Annotated in this window: 16 protein-coding genes and 1 riboswitch; of the genes, 7 read left to right on the top strand and 9 right to left on the bottom strand. The window is 40.7% G+C overall.

Annotated features, from left to right (window positions below; translation table 11 throughout):
- Positions 1–271: 271 nt before the first annotated feature.
- The 6 genes from EV579_RS10340 to EV579_RS10375 all read right to left on the bottom strand — a co-directional run bounded on the left by EV579_RS10340 (position 272) and on the right by EV579_RS10375 (position 8,476).
- Positions 272–1,261 (bottom strand): GNAT family N-acetyltransferase, encoded by a 990-nt coding sequence (locus EV579_RS10340; protein WP_133744378.1) that lies wholly within the window; start codon positions 1,259–1,261, stop codon positions 272–274.
- Between the two features lie 1,061 nt (positions 1,262–2,322).
- A complete protein-coding gene (locus tag EV579_RS10355; RefSeq protein ID WP_024423919.1) occupies positions 2,323–3,444 on the bottom strand; it encodes a 5-methyltetrahydropteroyltriglutamate--homocysteine S-methyltransferase in 1,122 nt (373 codons plus the stop codon).
- Between the two features lie 88 nt (positions 3,445–3,532).
- Positions 3,533–3,645, bottom strand: a riboswitch (SAM riboswitch).
- 82 nt (positions 3,646–3,727) lie between these two features.
- The gene (locus EV579_RS10360; RefSeq protein ID WP_024423918.1) at positions 3,728–5,047 is read right to left on the bottom strand and encodes a gluconate:H+ symporter; all 1,320 of its coding nucleotides are present in this window, start codon (positions 5,045–5,047) and stop codon (positions 3,728–3,730) included.
- A gap of 50 nt (positions 5,048–5,097) precedes the next feature.
- On the bottom strand, positions 5,098–6,519 hold the full coding sequence (locus tag EV579_RS10365) for a four-carbon acid sugar kinase family protein (RefSeq protein ID WP_024423917.1): 1,422 nt from the start codon (positions 6,517–6,519) through the stop codon (positions 5,098–5,100).
- Between the two features lie 7 nt (positions 6,520–6,526).
- Complete coding sequence (garR, locus tag EV579_RS10370) at positions 6,527–7,420, bottom strand: 2-hydroxy-3-oxopropionate reductase (protein ID WP_024423916.1); 894 nt, start codon at positions 7,418–7,420, stop codon at positions 6,527–6,529.
- Positions 7,421–7,618: 198 nt separating this feature from the next.
- A complete protein-coding gene (locus EV579_RS10375; RefSeq protein ID WP_024427535.1) occupies positions 7,619–8,476 on the bottom strand; it encodes a MurR/RpiR family transcriptional regulator in 858 nt (285 codons plus the stop codon).
- A 161-nt stretch (positions 8,477–8,637) separates the two neighbouring features.
- Between EV579_RS10375 and EV579_RS10380 the strand changes: the two genes are divergently transcribed.
- Positions 8,638–9,315, top strand: a complete 678-nt coding sequence (locus tag EV579_RS10380) for a DUF3298 and DUF4163 domain-containing protein (protein ID WP_024427534.1) — start codon at positions 8,638–8,640, stop codon at positions 9,313–9,315.
- Positions 9,316–9,399: 84 nt separating this feature from the next.
- Here EV579_RS10380 and EV579_RS10385 read toward each other — a convergent pair whose 3' ends face one another.
- Positions 9,400–9,579: a hypothetical protein gene (locus tag EV579_RS10385; protein ID WP_008345664.1), complete on the bottom strand. Its 180-nt coding sequence runs from the start codon at positions 9,577–9,579 to the stop codon at positions 9,400–9,402.
- Positions 9,580–9,868: 289 nt separating this feature from the next.
- The gene (gene pepT, locus EV579_RS10390; RefSeq protein WP_133744379.1) at positions 9,869–11,101 is read right to left on the bottom strand and encodes a peptidase T; all 1,233 of its coding nucleotides are present in this window, start codon (positions 11,099–11,101) and stop codon (positions 9,869–9,871) included.
- Between the two features lie 226 nt (positions 11,102–11,327).
- On the opposite strand from pepT, the gene EV579_RS10395 reads away from it, so the two are divergent.
- From EV579_RS10395 to EV579_RS10415, 5 genes are all read left to right on the top strand, one after another.
- Positions 11,328–11,651 (top strand): WXG100 family type VII secretion target, encoded by a 324-nt coding sequence (locus tag EV579_RS10395; RefSeq protein ID WP_024427532.1) that lies wholly within the window; start codon positions 11,328–11,330, stop codon positions 11,649–11,651.
- A gap of 4 nt (positions 11,652–11,655) precedes the next feature.
- Positions 11,656–12,852: a DUF6861 domain-containing protein gene (locus tag EV579_RS10400; protein ID WP_024427531.1), complete on the top strand. Its 1,197-nt coding sequence runs from the start codon at positions 11,656–11,658 to the stop codon at positions 12,850–12,852.
- A gap of 12 nt (positions 12,853–12,864) precedes the next feature.
- Entirely contained in the window at positions 12,865–13,623 is a 759-nt protein-coding gene (locus tag EV579_RS10405; RefSeq protein WP_024427530.1) for a hypothetical protein, read from the top strand.
- 21 nt (positions 13,624–13,644) lie between these two features.
- Positions 13,645–14,172: a YfjD family protein gene (locus EV579_RS10410; protein ID WP_133744380.1), complete on the top strand. Its 528-nt coding sequence runs from the start codon at positions 13,645–13,647 to the stop codon at positions 14,170–14,172.
- Between the two features lie 99 nt (positions 14,173–14,271).
- Positions 14,272–14,736: a helix-turn-helix domain-containing protein gene (locus EV579_RS10415; protein ID WP_133744381.1), complete on the top strand. Its 465-nt coding sequence runs from the start codon at positions 14,272–14,274 to the stop codon at positions 14,734–14,736.
- 54 nt (positions 14,737–14,790) lie between these two features.
- On the opposite strand, the gene EV579_RS10420 is transcribed toward EV579_RS10415, so the two are convergent.
- Positions 14,791–15,138 carry a helix-turn-helix domain-containing protein gene (locus tag EV579_RS10420; RefSeq protein ID WP_039182556.1) on the bottom strand — a complete coding sequence of 116 codons (348 nt, stop codon included), beginning with the start codon at positions 15,136–15,138 and terminating at the stop codon, positions 14,791–14,793.
- A gap of 205 nt (positions 15,139–15,343) precedes the next feature.
- Here EV579_RS10420 and EV579_RS10425 point away from each other — a divergent pair, with 205 nt between their 5' ends.
- Positions 15,344–16,333, top strand: a complete 990-nt coding sequence (locus EV579_RS10425; RefSeq protein WP_024427527.1) for an asparaginase — start codon at positions 15,344–15,346, stop codon at positions 16,331–16,333.
- Positions 16,334–16,349: the final 16 nt, after the last annotated feature.

Raw genomic sequence — 16,349 nt, forward strand, 5'->3', positions numbered from 1 at the left:
ATTCTTCAAGTATTTCTTTTATATCTTCAATGATTAGGGTATTTAAAATTAAATTCTAGTAGACTTAACCCTTTCCCAATTGTGGTCTAAGAAAAGAATCCTATTCTCTAGTGGTTATCAGCAGCAATTCTGTCTTCAATTCAGTAATTATACATCTGAATCTTTCTCCACTGTATGAATTCATAATCAATGTTATAAAATTTAACTAGCTCAGGATAGACTATTAATAACTTGGTAGTACTCATGGAACTAGTCAGTCAGCTTTTTATAGTCATTGTATCAACCTTTTTTCAAATTCTAATTCATCTTTGACATGTATTCCGTAATTTCCTATAGAGGGAATTGTAGGTTTAACCATTCTTGCTTTATCAATTGCACCAACATAGATGTTTTTGAAAGAATATCCCTTTCTTTGATAAAACCTAATTGCATTTAAGTTATCATTACTAGTGATTAAATTAATAGAGTGTATATTTTGTGTTTTTAGATTTTGTTCTAACTCAAAAAGTAATCTACTTCCAACACCATGGTACTTTTCTAGAGCCTCCAAAGTCAGGATTTCTGCCTCTTCTTTGAATATTTTGTAAACTAATATTCCTACTATATAATCTCCACGTTTAGCCAACAAAATGTTTTCATTTAAAACATTATAAGTTGTCCCTTTAGACACCATAGTCGTTCCACCCCAATGTTCATTAAAAAACCATGTTAACCACGAAAAGTCTTTTGAACTTGGCTGAGTTATTATCAATTCTTCTGAAAGAGAACATTTTTTTGACAGCTGGATATGGGCTATTTCTTTTTCATGCGCTTGATCCTCAGAAAAATGGATTGAGATGCCTAGTTTTTCGGCGTTTATTTGAGCAAGTTTTTGTGCGTATTTCGAAAAATCTTCAGGGTCAATACCAAAATAAAAAAAACTCTCAGGTGGATTCTTTTTGTACCACAGTTTGCTACTGATGACATATTCGTTTTGTTTTGTTTCAGTTATGCTGATATCATCATATAATAGTGCTCTTCCTTCAATAAACTCTAAGACAAATTCATCTAATTTGTTTTGAGTAGATAAACGGTTTTTTTCTTGAAAATATCCTATTTCACTTAATTTGCTGTGAATCCAATTAATTAAATCATCCTCGTTTAGTTCATTATCTCTCGCTAGTGCCATTAGCATTGCAATGTAATTAACGATTGTTTTGCTTCTCTTAGTTGAAATGTTTTTATAGATGTTTTCTATAATATCGTTGTTAAGTTTATTCATTTTACATATACAACTTCCTTTTCAATTAATTGTTTACTCAATGCTTGCAGGTCTTCGATACAAGTTTGAACATCTGTATCATATTCTTCAGTAATTTCTAACAAGTTACCAAGATTGTGGCTTTTACTCGTTTGTATCCATACTTGTTGGAATATCTCCGATTTCATCATAACTTCCATAAACTCTTCAACAGAGAATTCTAAAGGATGGAATGAATAATTTGAATACCTGTGCTAGTGTAATGGGGGTATGGTTTATAATTTTATTATCTATCGACGGATAGTTTATTTTCTTTGGCGAAATCATTATATAAATAACATTCATCATAAGTTAGCCATGAATGTACACTCCTTTCCTAAAGTGTTAAGGTATGAAAAAACAAGTTTATAATACATGTCCATTAGCAATAACTACATTACTAAACTCAACAAGAAGAGTAGTTTTATAAACTTTATTCTTGTAATCATTTTTCTATTTATGTATTAAATTTCAAGTTAATACCCTAACGGAAGTCATAATATCACATTTTTCTTATTTTTTTAATTTAGATCAATAAATTTTTGACAAGTTTTTATATCGATACTCTCTATCTAATAAAGTGAATATCATTGAGGAGGCAGTGACCTTAACGAATTTTTAGTACCACCTGTAGGGGGCAATGAGTTGGTATGAAAAAGAGTTGCCTTAGCATTTGATTTCACCGATATATTTAAACCAAAGCTTCGAGACCCCATAAACTATAGTCACACTTTTAGGTTTGCTTGAGGGAACGATGGAAAAAGCAGTATTGTAATTTCTAATAATTAGGGTGGATTTTCAGTAGGAGATATTCTGGCTAGGAAGATGACTTGAATGTATCAATCCACTTAACTTGTTAGACAACTTATGAGTATAAAAATGGTTTTTAAGAAGATAACGTATGTTCAATATCTTCTTAAACTTAACTATAGAAGTAATACGATTAAACTTAATATCAAGTTGATTGAGATGACAAAAAATAAAGAACCGCTTAAAAAAGCGGTTCTTTATTATGAAGGTCAGCTTTTTCTGTAAGTTTCCGCCTATTTCCACACTTGATCAGCAATCTCAATCACATGACGCAGCTTTTCCCATTGCTGCTCTTCTGTTAACAGGTTGCCTTCCTCTGTTGAGGCGAATCCGCATTGTGGACTCAAACAAATTTGGTTAATGTCCACATATTGAGCCGCTTCCTCAATGCGTTTTTTAATCTGTTCAACTGGCTCAAGCTCTCCGTATTTTGAAGTGACAAGGCCTAGTACGATTTGAAGGTTTGGGTTCTTCACATATCGAAGGGGCTCAAATCCGCCAGAACGATCGTCGTCAAACTCTAAAAAGAGACCATCAAGATCTAAGCCGGCAAAAATTGTTTCTGCTGCCGCTTCGTAACCACCTTCAGCTGCCCAAGTTGATTTAAAGTTACCGCGGCAAATGTGCATCGTAATCACCAAATCCTCTGGGCGGTCGGCAACAGCTTCATTGATTGTCTTCGCAAACGATTCACGAAGTTCATCTTCTTCACGGCCAAAGGCTTTGATTTGTTCATGGCCTTTTTCAGAAAAGAACACCGCCCATGCCGTATCATCCAGCTGCAAGTAGCGGCAGCCTGCATCATAAAAAGCACGGATTGCTTTCTTATATGCCTGTGCCACATCATGGTGGAATTCCTCTAAGCTGTCATACACTCCTTCTTCAAGCTTTCCACGGAAAAAGAGCATATTCGGACTTGGAATCGTCATTTTAGCCGTATGATCACCAGCGATGCTGTGAAGGAAACGGTAATCCTCCAGCATTGGATGATCTGTAAAATCGATCTTGCCTGTTACCTTGATGCCTCTAGCTTTTGTCGTTGTGTTATGAAATTGAATGCCTTGATCTGCTTCAAACCCTTCAACCCCATCGAGTCCTTCAAGAAAGTCAAAATGCCACCATGCACGTCGGAACTCACCATCTGTGACAACCTCTAACCCAATTTCTTTTTGCTTCTCTACAATACGTGTAATTTCTTCGTTTTCAATTTGTCGGAGCTGCTCAGCTGTCAGCGTACCGTCTGCTTTTTGCTTGCGTGCTTCCTTGATGCGCTCTGAACGAAGTAAACTTCCTACTTGATCTGCGCGGAATGGCGGTTTCGTTGTTTTCTTTCCAATGGTTTGTACTTGTGTCATGCTGAATCCCTTCTTTCTTCAGGTTAAAAAATCAAATAAAAAAGCTCTTCCTTAGATAAGGAAGAGCATCATATACTGTGAGAACTCTGCCTTATCTTCAAACAAGCATTTGCTTGCTTAAGGAATTAGCACCATTCTGTTCCTAGGAACAGCGGTTGCCGGGTTTCACAGGGCCAGTCCCTCCACCACTCTTAATAAGGTTACCTTTTGATTCAATTTTCTTAATAAACACAATTATTCAACGTTTTCAGGGAAAAGTCAATGGTTTTTACAATTTAATTTCCTACATGAACAAATCAGCGACAAGAACACCAGCAAGTCCGACAAGTGAAAGCACGGTGACCATCAATGTCCACGTTTTAAAGGTTTGAGCCATTGATAGGTTAAAGTATTCTTTATAAATCCAGAAACCCGCATCATTCACATGAGAGAACGTAATACTGCCGGCACCTGTTGCGATCACCATTAATTCAGGGCTGACACCCGTCAGGCCAATCAGTGGTGCAGAAATGCCAGCCGCCGTGAGACCGGCGACAGTGGCTGATCCTAAAGAAACACGAAGGACAGCAGCAATGAGCCAAGTCAGAAGCAGGGGAGAAAGTGTGCTTCCTTGCATGATCCCTGCAATGTATTGATCGACGCCGCTATCAATGAGCACTTGTTTAAAGGCACCTCCGCCTGCAATAATTAATAGAATCATAGCAATAGAGCCGATAGAATCCGTGATGGACTTCATCACATCCTGCATGCTCTTTCCTCTTCCAAGCCCAAACGTGTAGATGGCAAGCAGCACTGAGATTAATAGTGCAATCGCCGGTTCGCCTAAAAACTCAGCGGTTGGCAGCAATGGGGAGGATGGGAAGAAAATTTCTAGAAAAGCTCTAAATGTCATAAGTAATACAGGCAAAACAGCGGTGAAAATGCTAATGCCGAAGCTTGGCATTTCTTCTTCTGTGAATTCCTTTGGATTAAATAAGTTCTTTGGGATATGTGCGTGCAACTGATCTTTTTTAAATAGTTTCGTAAACAGAAGTCCGCCTACTAAAACAGCAGGAATCGCTAAAATAATCCCAACCAATAAAGTTTGTCCCATGTTTGCCTGAAAGACATTCGCAATGGCAGTTGGTCCTGGGTGAGGAGGGAGGAAGCCATGTGTGGTGATGAGTGCAGCGACGAGCGGCATACCCACATACAGCACAGGAAGTCTTGCAGCCTGAGCGATCGTAAAGACTAATGGAATTAAGATAATGAATCCGGTTTCATAAAATAGAGCAATTCCAATCACAAACCCAGTCAGCATCGTCGCCCATTGGATTTTTCCGATACCAAATCGGTCAATAAGTGTCATCGCGATCCGCTGAGCTCCGCCAGAATCAGCCATCAATTTCCCAAGCATCGCTCCAAAACCGAGAACGAGTGCCAGATGTCCGAGCGTACTGCCAAGTCCTTTTTCGACGGAAGCGATCGCTTCTAGTGGTGTCATCCCTTCTAACACAGCAACAATTAAAGAGACAATAATCAAAGAAATGAAAGCGTTTAACTTAAAGACAACCATGAGTAACAGCAATAACAAAACGCCAAGTCCAATAAACACTAATGACATGATCTTTCCTCCTTTGTGGTGCATAAGGGGGTGCAAACACCCCCTATGCCTTATCCTTCAAGTATGTCTACAGCTTCTTTTAACGTATCCTTTGCCCCAACATTTCCCGGGAAAATCACATAAGACATGAAAGGGAATTTACTTTCTTCTCCTGTTTGCCAAACGGGGATACCTGGTTTGATTTGACCTGCCACGGTCGCACGTTTCACGCTAAGTCCTCTTGTCCCAATATCGCTGGAGGTAATTCCACCTTTGGCAATAAGATACTTAGGACGAATGGTGAGACGCTGGACAATACTTGTCACAGCATCACTAATCTGTACAGAGAGTTTTAGTTCTTCCTCTTGGCGATCATCCCCAAGATCAAGCCGTTCTCTTCTTGTATAAACAGCCACAGATTGACCAGCTGCCAACAGTGTTTCAGTTTGCTGAATGACGCGGTCAATTTCTTCGCGAAAGGCATCAGGCTTTAACACGAGGTGGGTATTAAATTCAATAAAAGCCATCTCTTTATTTTGCTCAAGCGCTTTTAATTGTTCTGTTGTTTTTTTCACATGAGAACCGACCATAATGAGACCACCATGAGGGCTTTCTTCTTGTATCAAGGCATCTCTTGTTAATAAGGCTTGATCCCCTATACCGCCAAGTACTTTTGTGAGCGCCGCCGCACTTCTGAACATCAGCTGCTGTCCTGCTTGAATGGCTTCAATGAGAGCGGTGACAAAGACTTTGACATCATCATAATCCACCGCGTTTACAACCACCTTTTTGAAATCCTTCACACCCATGAGCTGTTGTTTGATTTGATCAATGCGTAAAGCCCGCAGATCAGCTAACGAAATGTAGGTCGTGTTCTCTTTTGTGAACATTCCTTCTGACTTTTCTTCAATCCATTCTCCAAGATGAGATAATTGAAAGCCGAATGTGCGGTCTCTTGCAAATTCTGTGTCACCAGCAGGAATTAATTCTTGTCCTTCCTGTACGTAATGAATATTGTCGATCGTAAAGCGTCCACCTTCTTGGAAAAAAGGAAGAAGGATTTCACCATCGAACTGGCGGGAGCTTTGCTGTTCAATGGTCGTTTTGAGTACTTCAGTTTCAAGCGGAAAATGTCCGCGAAGAGTAGAATCCCCTCGGCTGACAATGACGAAGTCCTGATTAAGCCGTTCAGCCACCTTTACAATGGTTGCAGCGATTGTTTCGTGCACAGCGGCAGTTTCTTTCTCTGTCATACTGCGAGAATTGGTCAAAATAAAGAACATGCGGCTGTCTTCAAGAAAACCAGCCTCAATACTTTCTTCTGACCAATCGGTGAAAACAGAGACGCCATGTACGGTTTGAATCCCTGTTGGATCATCGTCTAATACAATAACTTTATGCTGAAAGCTGCTCAGTGCTTGTTCGTATGCTGATTGAATGGCCTTTGAATCTGCTTTCGGAATGGCATTCAGTATGTCAGTGCTTTGTTTCATGACCATCTCATCCTTTCTTTACTTCGACATGAGCCATTTTTTCGTAATATTGAACGATGCCGCCATGATCAAGCCCGGATTTTCCGTCCGCTTTGAGGGCGTGGAAGATTTCGAGCAGCTGACTAGAAAGCGGAAGAGGAACACCGATATCGTGAGCAGTTTCCATGACATTGGTTAAATCCTTCAAGTTGATGTCGATACGTCCGCCAGGTTCAAAATTTCGTTCTAAGATGAGAGGAACTTTTGCATCGAGAACGGCACTTCCTGCCAGTCCGCCGCGGATGGCTTCATACATCTTATCAATGGCAATGCCTGATTTAGCAGCTAGAACGAGCGCCTCGGACATGGCCGCAATATTTAAGTTGACGATGATTTGATTGGCAAGCTTCGCTGTTGTCCCGCTGCCATTTGCCCCAACTAATACGACTTCAGTGCCCATTGAAAGCAGGACATCCTTCACTTGCTCAAAGATGGATTCTTCGCCGCCAGCCATGATGGCAAGTGTTCCGTCTATTGCCTTCGGTTCTCCGCCGCTGACAGGTGCATCGATAAATTCCACCTGATGCTGTTTGGCAAGAGCAGCTAAAGCCCTGGAGGTGACAGGAGAAATTGAGCTCATATCTACGACGACAGTGCCAGGTGCAGCTGTCGTTAAAATGCCTTGATCACCTGAAACGACTGCCTCTACATGCTCTCCTTTAGGAAGCATTGTGATGATGATATCGCTTTCAGAAGCTGCCTCAGCTGCTGAAACAGCACCTTTTGCTCCGGCTTCTTGTAACGATCGAATCGCTTCCTCATTTAGGTCAAAAACTGTCAAAGCATGACCAGCTTTTAATAGATTGAGTGCCATAGGTTTTCCCATAATACCTAGTCCAATGAATCCAATCTTCTTTGTCACGTTGTCCGCCTCCTATATAGAAAACCCTTACAAAAAGCGCTTTCTTTTCATTGTGTTAGTATATATACTATCTTTTAAATTTAATAGTAGGAAATAAACTATTGTTCATTTAATGTACATGACGTGATAGGAACGTGTCAACGGAAAATATGAAAAAAGTCACAAAAAAAGACCGGAATCAGCTCCGGTCTTTTGTGTTTATGTTTTATTTTTAGCTACGGCTAATCGAGATCGTTTCACGTTTTCAATGGCATTTGATCCTAGCTCTAAAACAGCGGTGACGTATAGTACATCAATGATCACAAGCTGGTTGATACGGGAGATCATGGAGTCTGATCGATAGGTTGTCTCTCTTGAAGAGCTAAGCAGATGAAAGTCAGACCGCTTTGCGAGCTCAGATTTCGGATAGCTGGTGATAGAAGCAACCTTTGCCCCTTTTTCTTTTGCAAACTGTACGGCGTCAAGAATTTCTCTGCTCTCTCCAGAATGGGAGATTGCGACGATAAAATCGTGTTCCGTGGCGTGTGTTGCAATCATATTCATCATATGCGGATCACTGCATAGGCTCACTTCAAAACCAAGCTGCAGGAACTTATGATAAGCATCCCCAGCAATAAAGCTGGACGCGCCTGCTCCAAAAAAGACGGTTTTATGTGCCTGTTTCATGTGTTCAATGAATTGTGTGACGGCATGATCTTCTAAAATATGCTTCATATCTTGTATAGAGTTTGTTGTTAACTCTATGACCTTATGTTTAATGTCAGCTACACTATCGGTTGCCTCGATCTCACCGTATATGGATTGAGGTGTATTGGTCGCGATATCCTGTGCGACATGAACACGAAACACTTGATACGATTCATAGCCAATTTTTCTTAGAAACCGAAAGATCGTCGTTTCACTTGTGCTGCATTCAGCAGCGAGTGCACTTATAGAATGAAGCACAACTTTCTGAGGGTTTTGTAAAATGTAATTGGCAATCTTTTTCTGGGTTGGGGACAAACTATGAAACGTTGTCCGAATGTGACTAAAAATATTCTCTTCTATGATAAACACCACACTTCATCTAGCATTCTACATTAAGCATACAGGAACTTATGAAAACGGTAAACAAACCCGATGTGGAAAAATGAAGAATAATATGGAAAAAATACTTCTTTTGGTTCTTTTGTCATGGTATACTCATTTGGTAATAGACAAAAATGGGGGTTTTTACTATGACAATGAAAAAAGGCCTAACGATCAGCCTGCTCATTTTCTCACTGATTGTTTCCTTGTTTGCGCCAGTTGGATCTGCTGATGCCAAACAAGCAAAAAAAGCAAAAGTAAGCACACACTATTATAAGAAGAAAAAAACGTTCAAATATGCACAGGTGAAAAATCTAAGCAAGACGCATATGAAAACCATCAATCGTGATTTAAAAGAAGATATCGCTTTTTCTTATTCTACTTACTTGTACTTAAAGGACGAAGCGAAAAAAGAAGGCTTTGGGAAGATCACGTACGAGAGATCGTTTCAAACGAAATTTAACAATGGGAAGAAATTAAGTATTTTAAACTATGATTACATGAATGATGGGGGAATGCACGGAGACACGATGGTTTCCAGCATGAACTATGTGTTAACAAAGAAAAAAACAAAGCAGCTGTTCTTGACAGACGTTGTGAAAACAAAGAAAAAGCGTACGAAAGTAAGAGATTATATTTATAACTACACAAAGAAACATAAAAGCAAATTCTACGCGAACCTGAAAAAAAGCGACATTGAAATCAACTACAACACGCAGTATTACTTCACGAAAAAGGGAATTGCTGTTGTCTTCCAGCCATATGAAATTTCACCTTACTATGTTGGAATTCCTATGATTCAAGTGCCTGCGAAGGTATATAAATAAAAAGAAAAACGACCAGATTCAGTGGTCGTTTTTTGCTGTTTATTCAACAAAAAGAGCCCCCTCATGAGGCTCTTTTATTTGGATTTATACTTGTTTAGGTGCATCGTTTAGTGGGTGACGGCGTTTTCCGTTGTAGTGGCGGCGCATACGAAAGATTTCAAACTCCGAAAGCTCTGCGCTTTTTCTTTTTTGGGTGCGGTTATCTTTTTTGAAAGAGAATAGTAAGTAGCAGCAAAGTGAAGCGATAATCAATAAAATCATCATATGACATTCCTCCAATTCATCCTATTCTTTAAGTGTAGACAGGGTGAGTGATGTTTATAACTGAAAATAAGCAGCAGACTTGGTTTAGTTCTTAAGGTTCATTCAATCTGCTATTTTAGGTCTAAAATACTGGTTGTTTTTAACTATTATATTTCCAGTTATTTCACTCGTCAAGAAGAATTTTTTCTGGGGTTGTCTCTATTAGTACGAATAAGTGTCATAAAAGTTTCAGAAAATTGTAAACTTTTATTAAAAAACCGTTCCCGAACAGGAACGGTTGTAAACATGTTTATGCTTTTTCTTCAAATAAACGGGCAATTTCAACGATAACCTCGGTTGCTTTCACCATGTTTTCAACGGAAATAAATTCATATTTACCGTGGAAGTTTTCCCCGCCAGTAAAGATGTTTGGCGTTGGGAGACCTTTATATGAAAGCTGGGAGCCGTCTGTGCCGCCGCGAATTGGTTCAATGACCGGTGTTACTGAGCGATTTTCCATGGCTTCATGAGCAATGTCCACAATATGTTTCACCGGCTCAATTTTTTCTCTCATATTATAATATTGATCCTGAATGCTGAGAGTGATGCTGTTTTCTCCGTATGTGGCTTTTAAGTCATTTGCTATTTTTTCAAAAAGTGCCTTGCGATTGTTGAATTTCTCTTTATCAAAATCACGGATAATATATTGCAGCTCAGCCTCTTCTACTTCCCCTACAAATTTCGTCAGGTGGAAAAAGCCTTCGTAGCCTTCTGTATATTCTGGAGATTCGTCAGAAGGAAGTTTATTGTGAAAGAGCATCCCAATTTTCGCAGCGCTGACCATTTTGTCCTTTGCTGTTCCTGGGTGGACGTTGTTTCCTTTAATGGATACTTTCGCGCCTGCTGCGTTGAAGCTTTCATATTGCAGCTCGCCAAGCGGTCCGCCGTCAATTGTGTACGCATAGGAAGCGCCAAAGGCATCAACATCAAACTTGTGCGGCCCTCTGCCAATCTCTTCATCTGGCGTAAAAGCGACGCGGATTTTTCCATGCTTGATTTCTGGGTGTTCGATGAGGTAATGCATAGCTGTCATAATTTCTGCGATACCAGCTTTGTTATCTGCACCAAGCAGGGTTGTGCCATCTGTTGTAATCAGCGTATGTCCTTGGTACTTTTTTAAATTTGGAAACTGTTGTGGTGATAAAACGATATGTAGATCTTCATTTAAGGTAATGTCGCCGCCTTGATAGTTCTCATGAAGCTGCGGTTTTACATTTTTTCCGGTGAAGTCAGTGGCTGTGTCGATATGAGCCAGGAAGCCAATGGTCGGCACGTCTTTGTCTGTGTTAGATGGGATTGTTCCCATGACATAGCCGTTTTCATCCATAGTCACTTCTTGAATCCCGATGGATTTCATCTCTTCAACAAGCTGTCTCGCCAGGTTCAATTGTCCTTCAGTAGATGGGCAGCTTTCCTTTTCTGCATCTGACTGCGTATCTACCTTCACATAACTTGTGAAACGCTGAATCATTTCCTCTTTCATCTATACGTCACTCCTTTTGTAGAATACGTCCATTTTATCACGTCTTGAATGCGCTTCATAACAAGAAAGGCTTTCTCTGGCAATTAGAGAGGAAAAAGGCCTACTTTCATTAGGTAATGTGCTGAATGGTTCTTTAGGGTGATTTTTTTGGGTGTCTTTTTATTTATAATGAGGACATATAAAATCATCCATTTGTACGTTAAATTGGGAGAAAGGGGTGCGAAAGTTGGATTCTAGTCAAACGCTGGCACTCGCTCAAAAGTTTCAGGAAGCGGCTGATGAGATTCGGCAGTCCAAGCAGCTGCTGGAAAATCGGCTGAAGGCAGTAGGATCAGGCTGGCAGGGAGAAGCAAGGGATAAATTTGATCAAAGCTTTGAAGAAACAACGGCACGCTACGATCAATTTGAAAAAGATTTGCTTGAAACAAGTCAGGAACTGCGGGATGCAGCGGTCAAAATTGAGGAGCGTAAAGCTGAAATTGCCAGAATGGAAGAGCTTGAGCGAAAGAGACGAGAAGAACGGAGAGAAAGAAACCGAGAAGGGAGATGATGTGATGGCACGTGACATTGTGGTTGATCCAGATCAGCTGACAGGGCTGGCGAATGATTTTGTAGGCGAGCTGTCAGCCATTGAAACGAAGCACCGCGATTTACATAGTGAACTGGACGGGCTGATTTTAGGCTGCGATCCTCGGTATAGAAGCTGTTTTTCTGGTGTCGGGGATGCATGGGGAGCAGGACAGGCATTAATCAGCAAATTGAGCAGTGATGATATTGCCATTCGTCATGCAACGGATAAAATGGTCGAAGCAGATGATATATTGCGGAAATTGTACAGTATCTATGATCAATATGGTACACTCACGAGCTTAGCTGGTATCGTGATGATGCAGGCGAAATATTACGGGCTTGGGATGACGACTTTCATTAAAGAGAATGGCCGATATGCAGCGCAGCATTCAAAGCTGCTGCTTGATCTGACCAGCCGGGTAGAAGGAACGAGATTTGACCGGTTAGCAAGGATTTGGCTGAGTAAAAAAGAATTATTAAAACGATCGAACTGGCCGATGGCTGACTTGGTCCATAAGAAATTCACAAAATTTTATCCTGACGATACAGTTGCGTTCACAAACAGTGTTCGTGATTTTACAAAAGGAAGTATTAATTGGAAGGACACGGCTGCGATTAAGTCTGTTCTGAAAAATGGTGCAAGATTTGCGAAAGGAAATGCCATTATTGCAACAGTTGTCACTGGTGCAACAGAAACGGTTGGCTGTGGTTTGAAAATTGCCGAGAACTATGCAGAATTCGGCGATCAGCCAGAAGTTCTTAAGCGTGAAAATGCAAAGGCTGTTGGAAATGCAGTGAACAATACGGTCTTTATCGCTGGCGGTTCTGTCGCAGGTGCCGTTGTCGGCGGTGCTCTTGGCAGCTTTGCAGGTCCGATTGGAACCGTTGTTGGGGGAGCCATTGGTTCAGCAGTAGGTGGATTTATTGGAGAAAAAGTCGCCAAGCTGACATCCGGTTTTGCTGAACAGATGGCAGTGAAATTAAAGGACCCGATTCATGCAGTCGTGGATAAAGGGAAAAAAGCATTCGAACTGGCGGGGCAAGGTGTGAAAGCAGTGAATGATACCATTGATCAGGCAAATCAGGTGATACATAAAGGGATAGAAAAAACAAAAGAAACCGCAGATTCGCTCATAAAGGGTGCAGGCGATTTCTTTAAGGGTGCATTTTCTTTTGGATAAGGAGAGATCAAGTTGGATCAGCTGAGTCTAAGTATTGAGGAACTCATCTTTAGTTTTTACAGTGAAGGCTATTTTGAACAAGGCATGTCCTTAAAGGAGGCCTATTATCCTGAAGTAGAGGACGAGCGCCTTGGGTTTTTATTTGAAATTGCGTGCCGCTCTTTGCTTGCAAAAGGTGTACTGGAATTTCGAAACAGACAATACCGTTATAAAGCAGAATACCGTCATTTCATCCAGGCGATGAATGATGCCTCTCACACGATCAAGGCATCTAAATTTGGAGACACAGATGAAGAAGTCAGCACCTCTTTTCACACAACACAGGCGGGTGTATATGCGCATCATACGCTTTATGATCAACAAGTACATCAGATTCGCAAACTGGAAGGCGATCAGCAGGCAGAGGAGCAAGTGACAGCCTTTTTCAATATACAGATGAATGATCACCCTGAACCTGTCATCAGCCTGCAGGCAGAGGAATTTGAAATGCTATTAGAACAGGCAGGCGAAGCGAAAAATGAGTGGCCATCCTTCCTGAATAAAGCGGAGAATCAAGAGCTCGTGAAGGCATTTGTTTCTGATGTACAGACGAGAAAAGGAAAGATGGACTCTCTCATGAAGGTCGTCTATGACAAAAATAATACGCCTGATGTGGAGTCCATGATATTTGTGATTCCAGGTGAGAACCAATCGTGGCTTGTATCAGGAATAAAAGAAAATCAATTTCGCATTGAGACGGCTCATCAAGACGGGTTACGTTCTATATTCTAATGGAGAAAAGGAGAATGACGCTTGAATCCAAGTGAAGTAATAGAAGTAAGGAGCAGACCTTTTTTAAGAGTATGGGCATTCTTAGCAACGGGCGGCTTCGGTATCATCGGTATTTGGTTATTTTCGGAAGCTCTTACATTTGAATCGAACTATACATTGTTTTTATTTTTAGGCGGACTATTAGGTATTGTCTATGGCTGGATCTCCTTTTTGATGATTTTTCCAGCTTTTACGAAGAGGGGAAATGTGATTTTTCGCATTCAGCGCGGAGAGAATGGTGCTGTGCTGCATCGGGAGCGAATGATTCCTTTTCAAGATATTCAATCAATTGACATGCGCAGGCATCGTTACAGTATAAGAGGATTTCTTTTCATGGATGTGCTCATTCGGAAAGTAGATGGGAAATTGATCAAAATTCCGGCGTACAGCATTTTAGATGAAGAAGTATTTGAGCAGACCGTCAAACAGGAGATCTATCCATATTTACATCAGACAGCCCAAGAAAATTGGAGACAGCAGCATGGTCAAGGAGAAGAGAAGACCGACTAAGCTGTTTTTGTCAGAATTCTATAGGATGAGGCGCCACTTTTTCGAAGAAATCGTGTATGATGTCAGTAAAGACTGAACACTCGAAAGAGGTGATGAGAGATGGATAAAGAGATGGTAATCGACCTCGTCACAGAACAAATGGCACGGATTCGAAAAGAAAAGGATTATACGCAGGATCGTATGGCGGAGGTACTTGGTCTATCGAAACGGCATCTACAGCAGGTTGAAAAAAACAGGCTGCGTCTCAACTGGACGCAATCCGCGGCCGTATGTGCATTATTCAGAGATAGTGACATTTTGAAAGGGATCCTAGGGGATGACCCGCTCGAGATTTTGGAAGTTGTGGCACATGATGAATTACATCTATCAGTAGAGCGTACGATTGGCGGCAAGGTTTGGTGGAGGACGTCTGTCAAAAAAGGCACGTTTCGCCTTCAGCAAAATGTACTTAGTCAGCATTACCGCATCTTAGATGAGGAGAATTATCGCTATTATAGTTCGTTTAATAAAGAAGAAGCGAAGCGGCGGCTAGAGGAATTAAGCCAGCTGTCTTCTCCATATTGAGATTGGAAAAGGAAAGAGAGGCACCTGTATATAAGGTGCCTCTCTTTTCTGTGTTTATACTTTTAGAGTGTTTTTCGCCCGAATAAAGGCAACAAGCTGTTTGATTTCTTCATCATTTAGGGGAACGCCGTCTACATGAATGGTTCCTTCTTTTGCTTCCGTCAGTTCAATTTTGATATCAGAGATTTTGCGTTGTATCTCTGGCTCGTCCGTTCTACCAAGTAAAAAATCAATGGACGTATCATACAAATCAGCCAGCAGCTTCACTGCTTCAAGCGAAGGTCGTCGGTACCCAGATTCGTAACCGGCATAGGTGCTTTTGGCGATACCTAGGCGATCTGCCGTATGCTGGAGAGACCATTTTTTCTTTTTTCTAAGGGTGGTTAAACGATCGAGTATCATACATGAACGCTCCTTTATTTACAACAACAGTATATCATATTTTGACATAGAATGTACGCGTTATGCGTAACAATTTCTTGATTAATTCGCGTTATGTGACTATAATGGCAATGAAGGTACGCGTAAAGCGTATATTATAGAATAGCACAAGCTAGCTTATAATATGTGTGACAAACGAAGTAATTTTACGAAAGAGGTGGACCTGTTGAAGAAATTATTGCTTTTAACGACTGGTGGGACGATTGCATCTGTAGAGAGTGAAAATGGTTTAGCTCCAGGTGTTAAAGCTGAGGATCTTTTGAGCTATTTAAACGAAATTAATGCAGAATATACAATGGACACAAAGTCCCTAATGAGTATAGATAGTACAAATATGCAGCCTGAATACTGGGTTGATATCGCAACAGCCATTTATGAGAATTATGATCAGTATGACGGGTTTGTCGTTACTCACGGAACCGATACAATGGCCTATACATCAGCAGCGCTGTCTTATATGCTGCAAAATCCTGATAAGCCGATCGTGATTACAGGTTCACAAATTCCGATTACTTTTAAGAAAACTGATGCGAAGAAAAACATCACAGATGCGATTCGCTTTGCATGTGACGGTGTTGGCGGCGTGTATGTCGTGTTTGATGGCAGGGTCATCCAAGGAACACGTGCGATCAAACTAAGAACGAAAAGCTACGATGCATTTGAAAGCATTAACTACCCATATATTGCATCAATTGAAAACCATCAAATTGAATACAATAGCAAAGTAAAAAGAACACCAATGAAACCGCTTAAATTAGATGCATCTTTGAATACAGATGTGTGTCTGTTAAAATTGCACCCAGGCCTGAAGCCTGAGTTTTTAGATGCAGTTAAAAGCATGTACAAAGGCGTTGTCATTGAAAGCTACGGCAGCGGCGGAATTCCTTTCGAAGGAAGAAACCTTTTAGAAAAGATCAACGAATTGCTGGAAGAAGGCATTTCTGTTGTCATCACCACTCAGTGTCTTGAAGAAGGAGAAGACATGAGTGTGTATGAGGTAGGACGCAAGATCAATCAAGAATTGGTGGCACGTTCAAGAAATATGAATACAGAAGCTATCGTGCCGAAACTGATGTGGGCACTAGGCAAAACAACAGATCCAAGAGAAGTCAAAAAGATTATGGAAACGCCAATCGCAGAAGATTTAGTGATTTAACTATTCTATAGAAAGC

The organism is Bacillus sp. BK450 (genome assembly GCF_004364885.1).
Taxonomy (GTDB): domain Bacteria; phylum Bacillota; class Bacilli; order Bacillales; family Bacillaceae; genus Bacillus; species Bacillus safensis.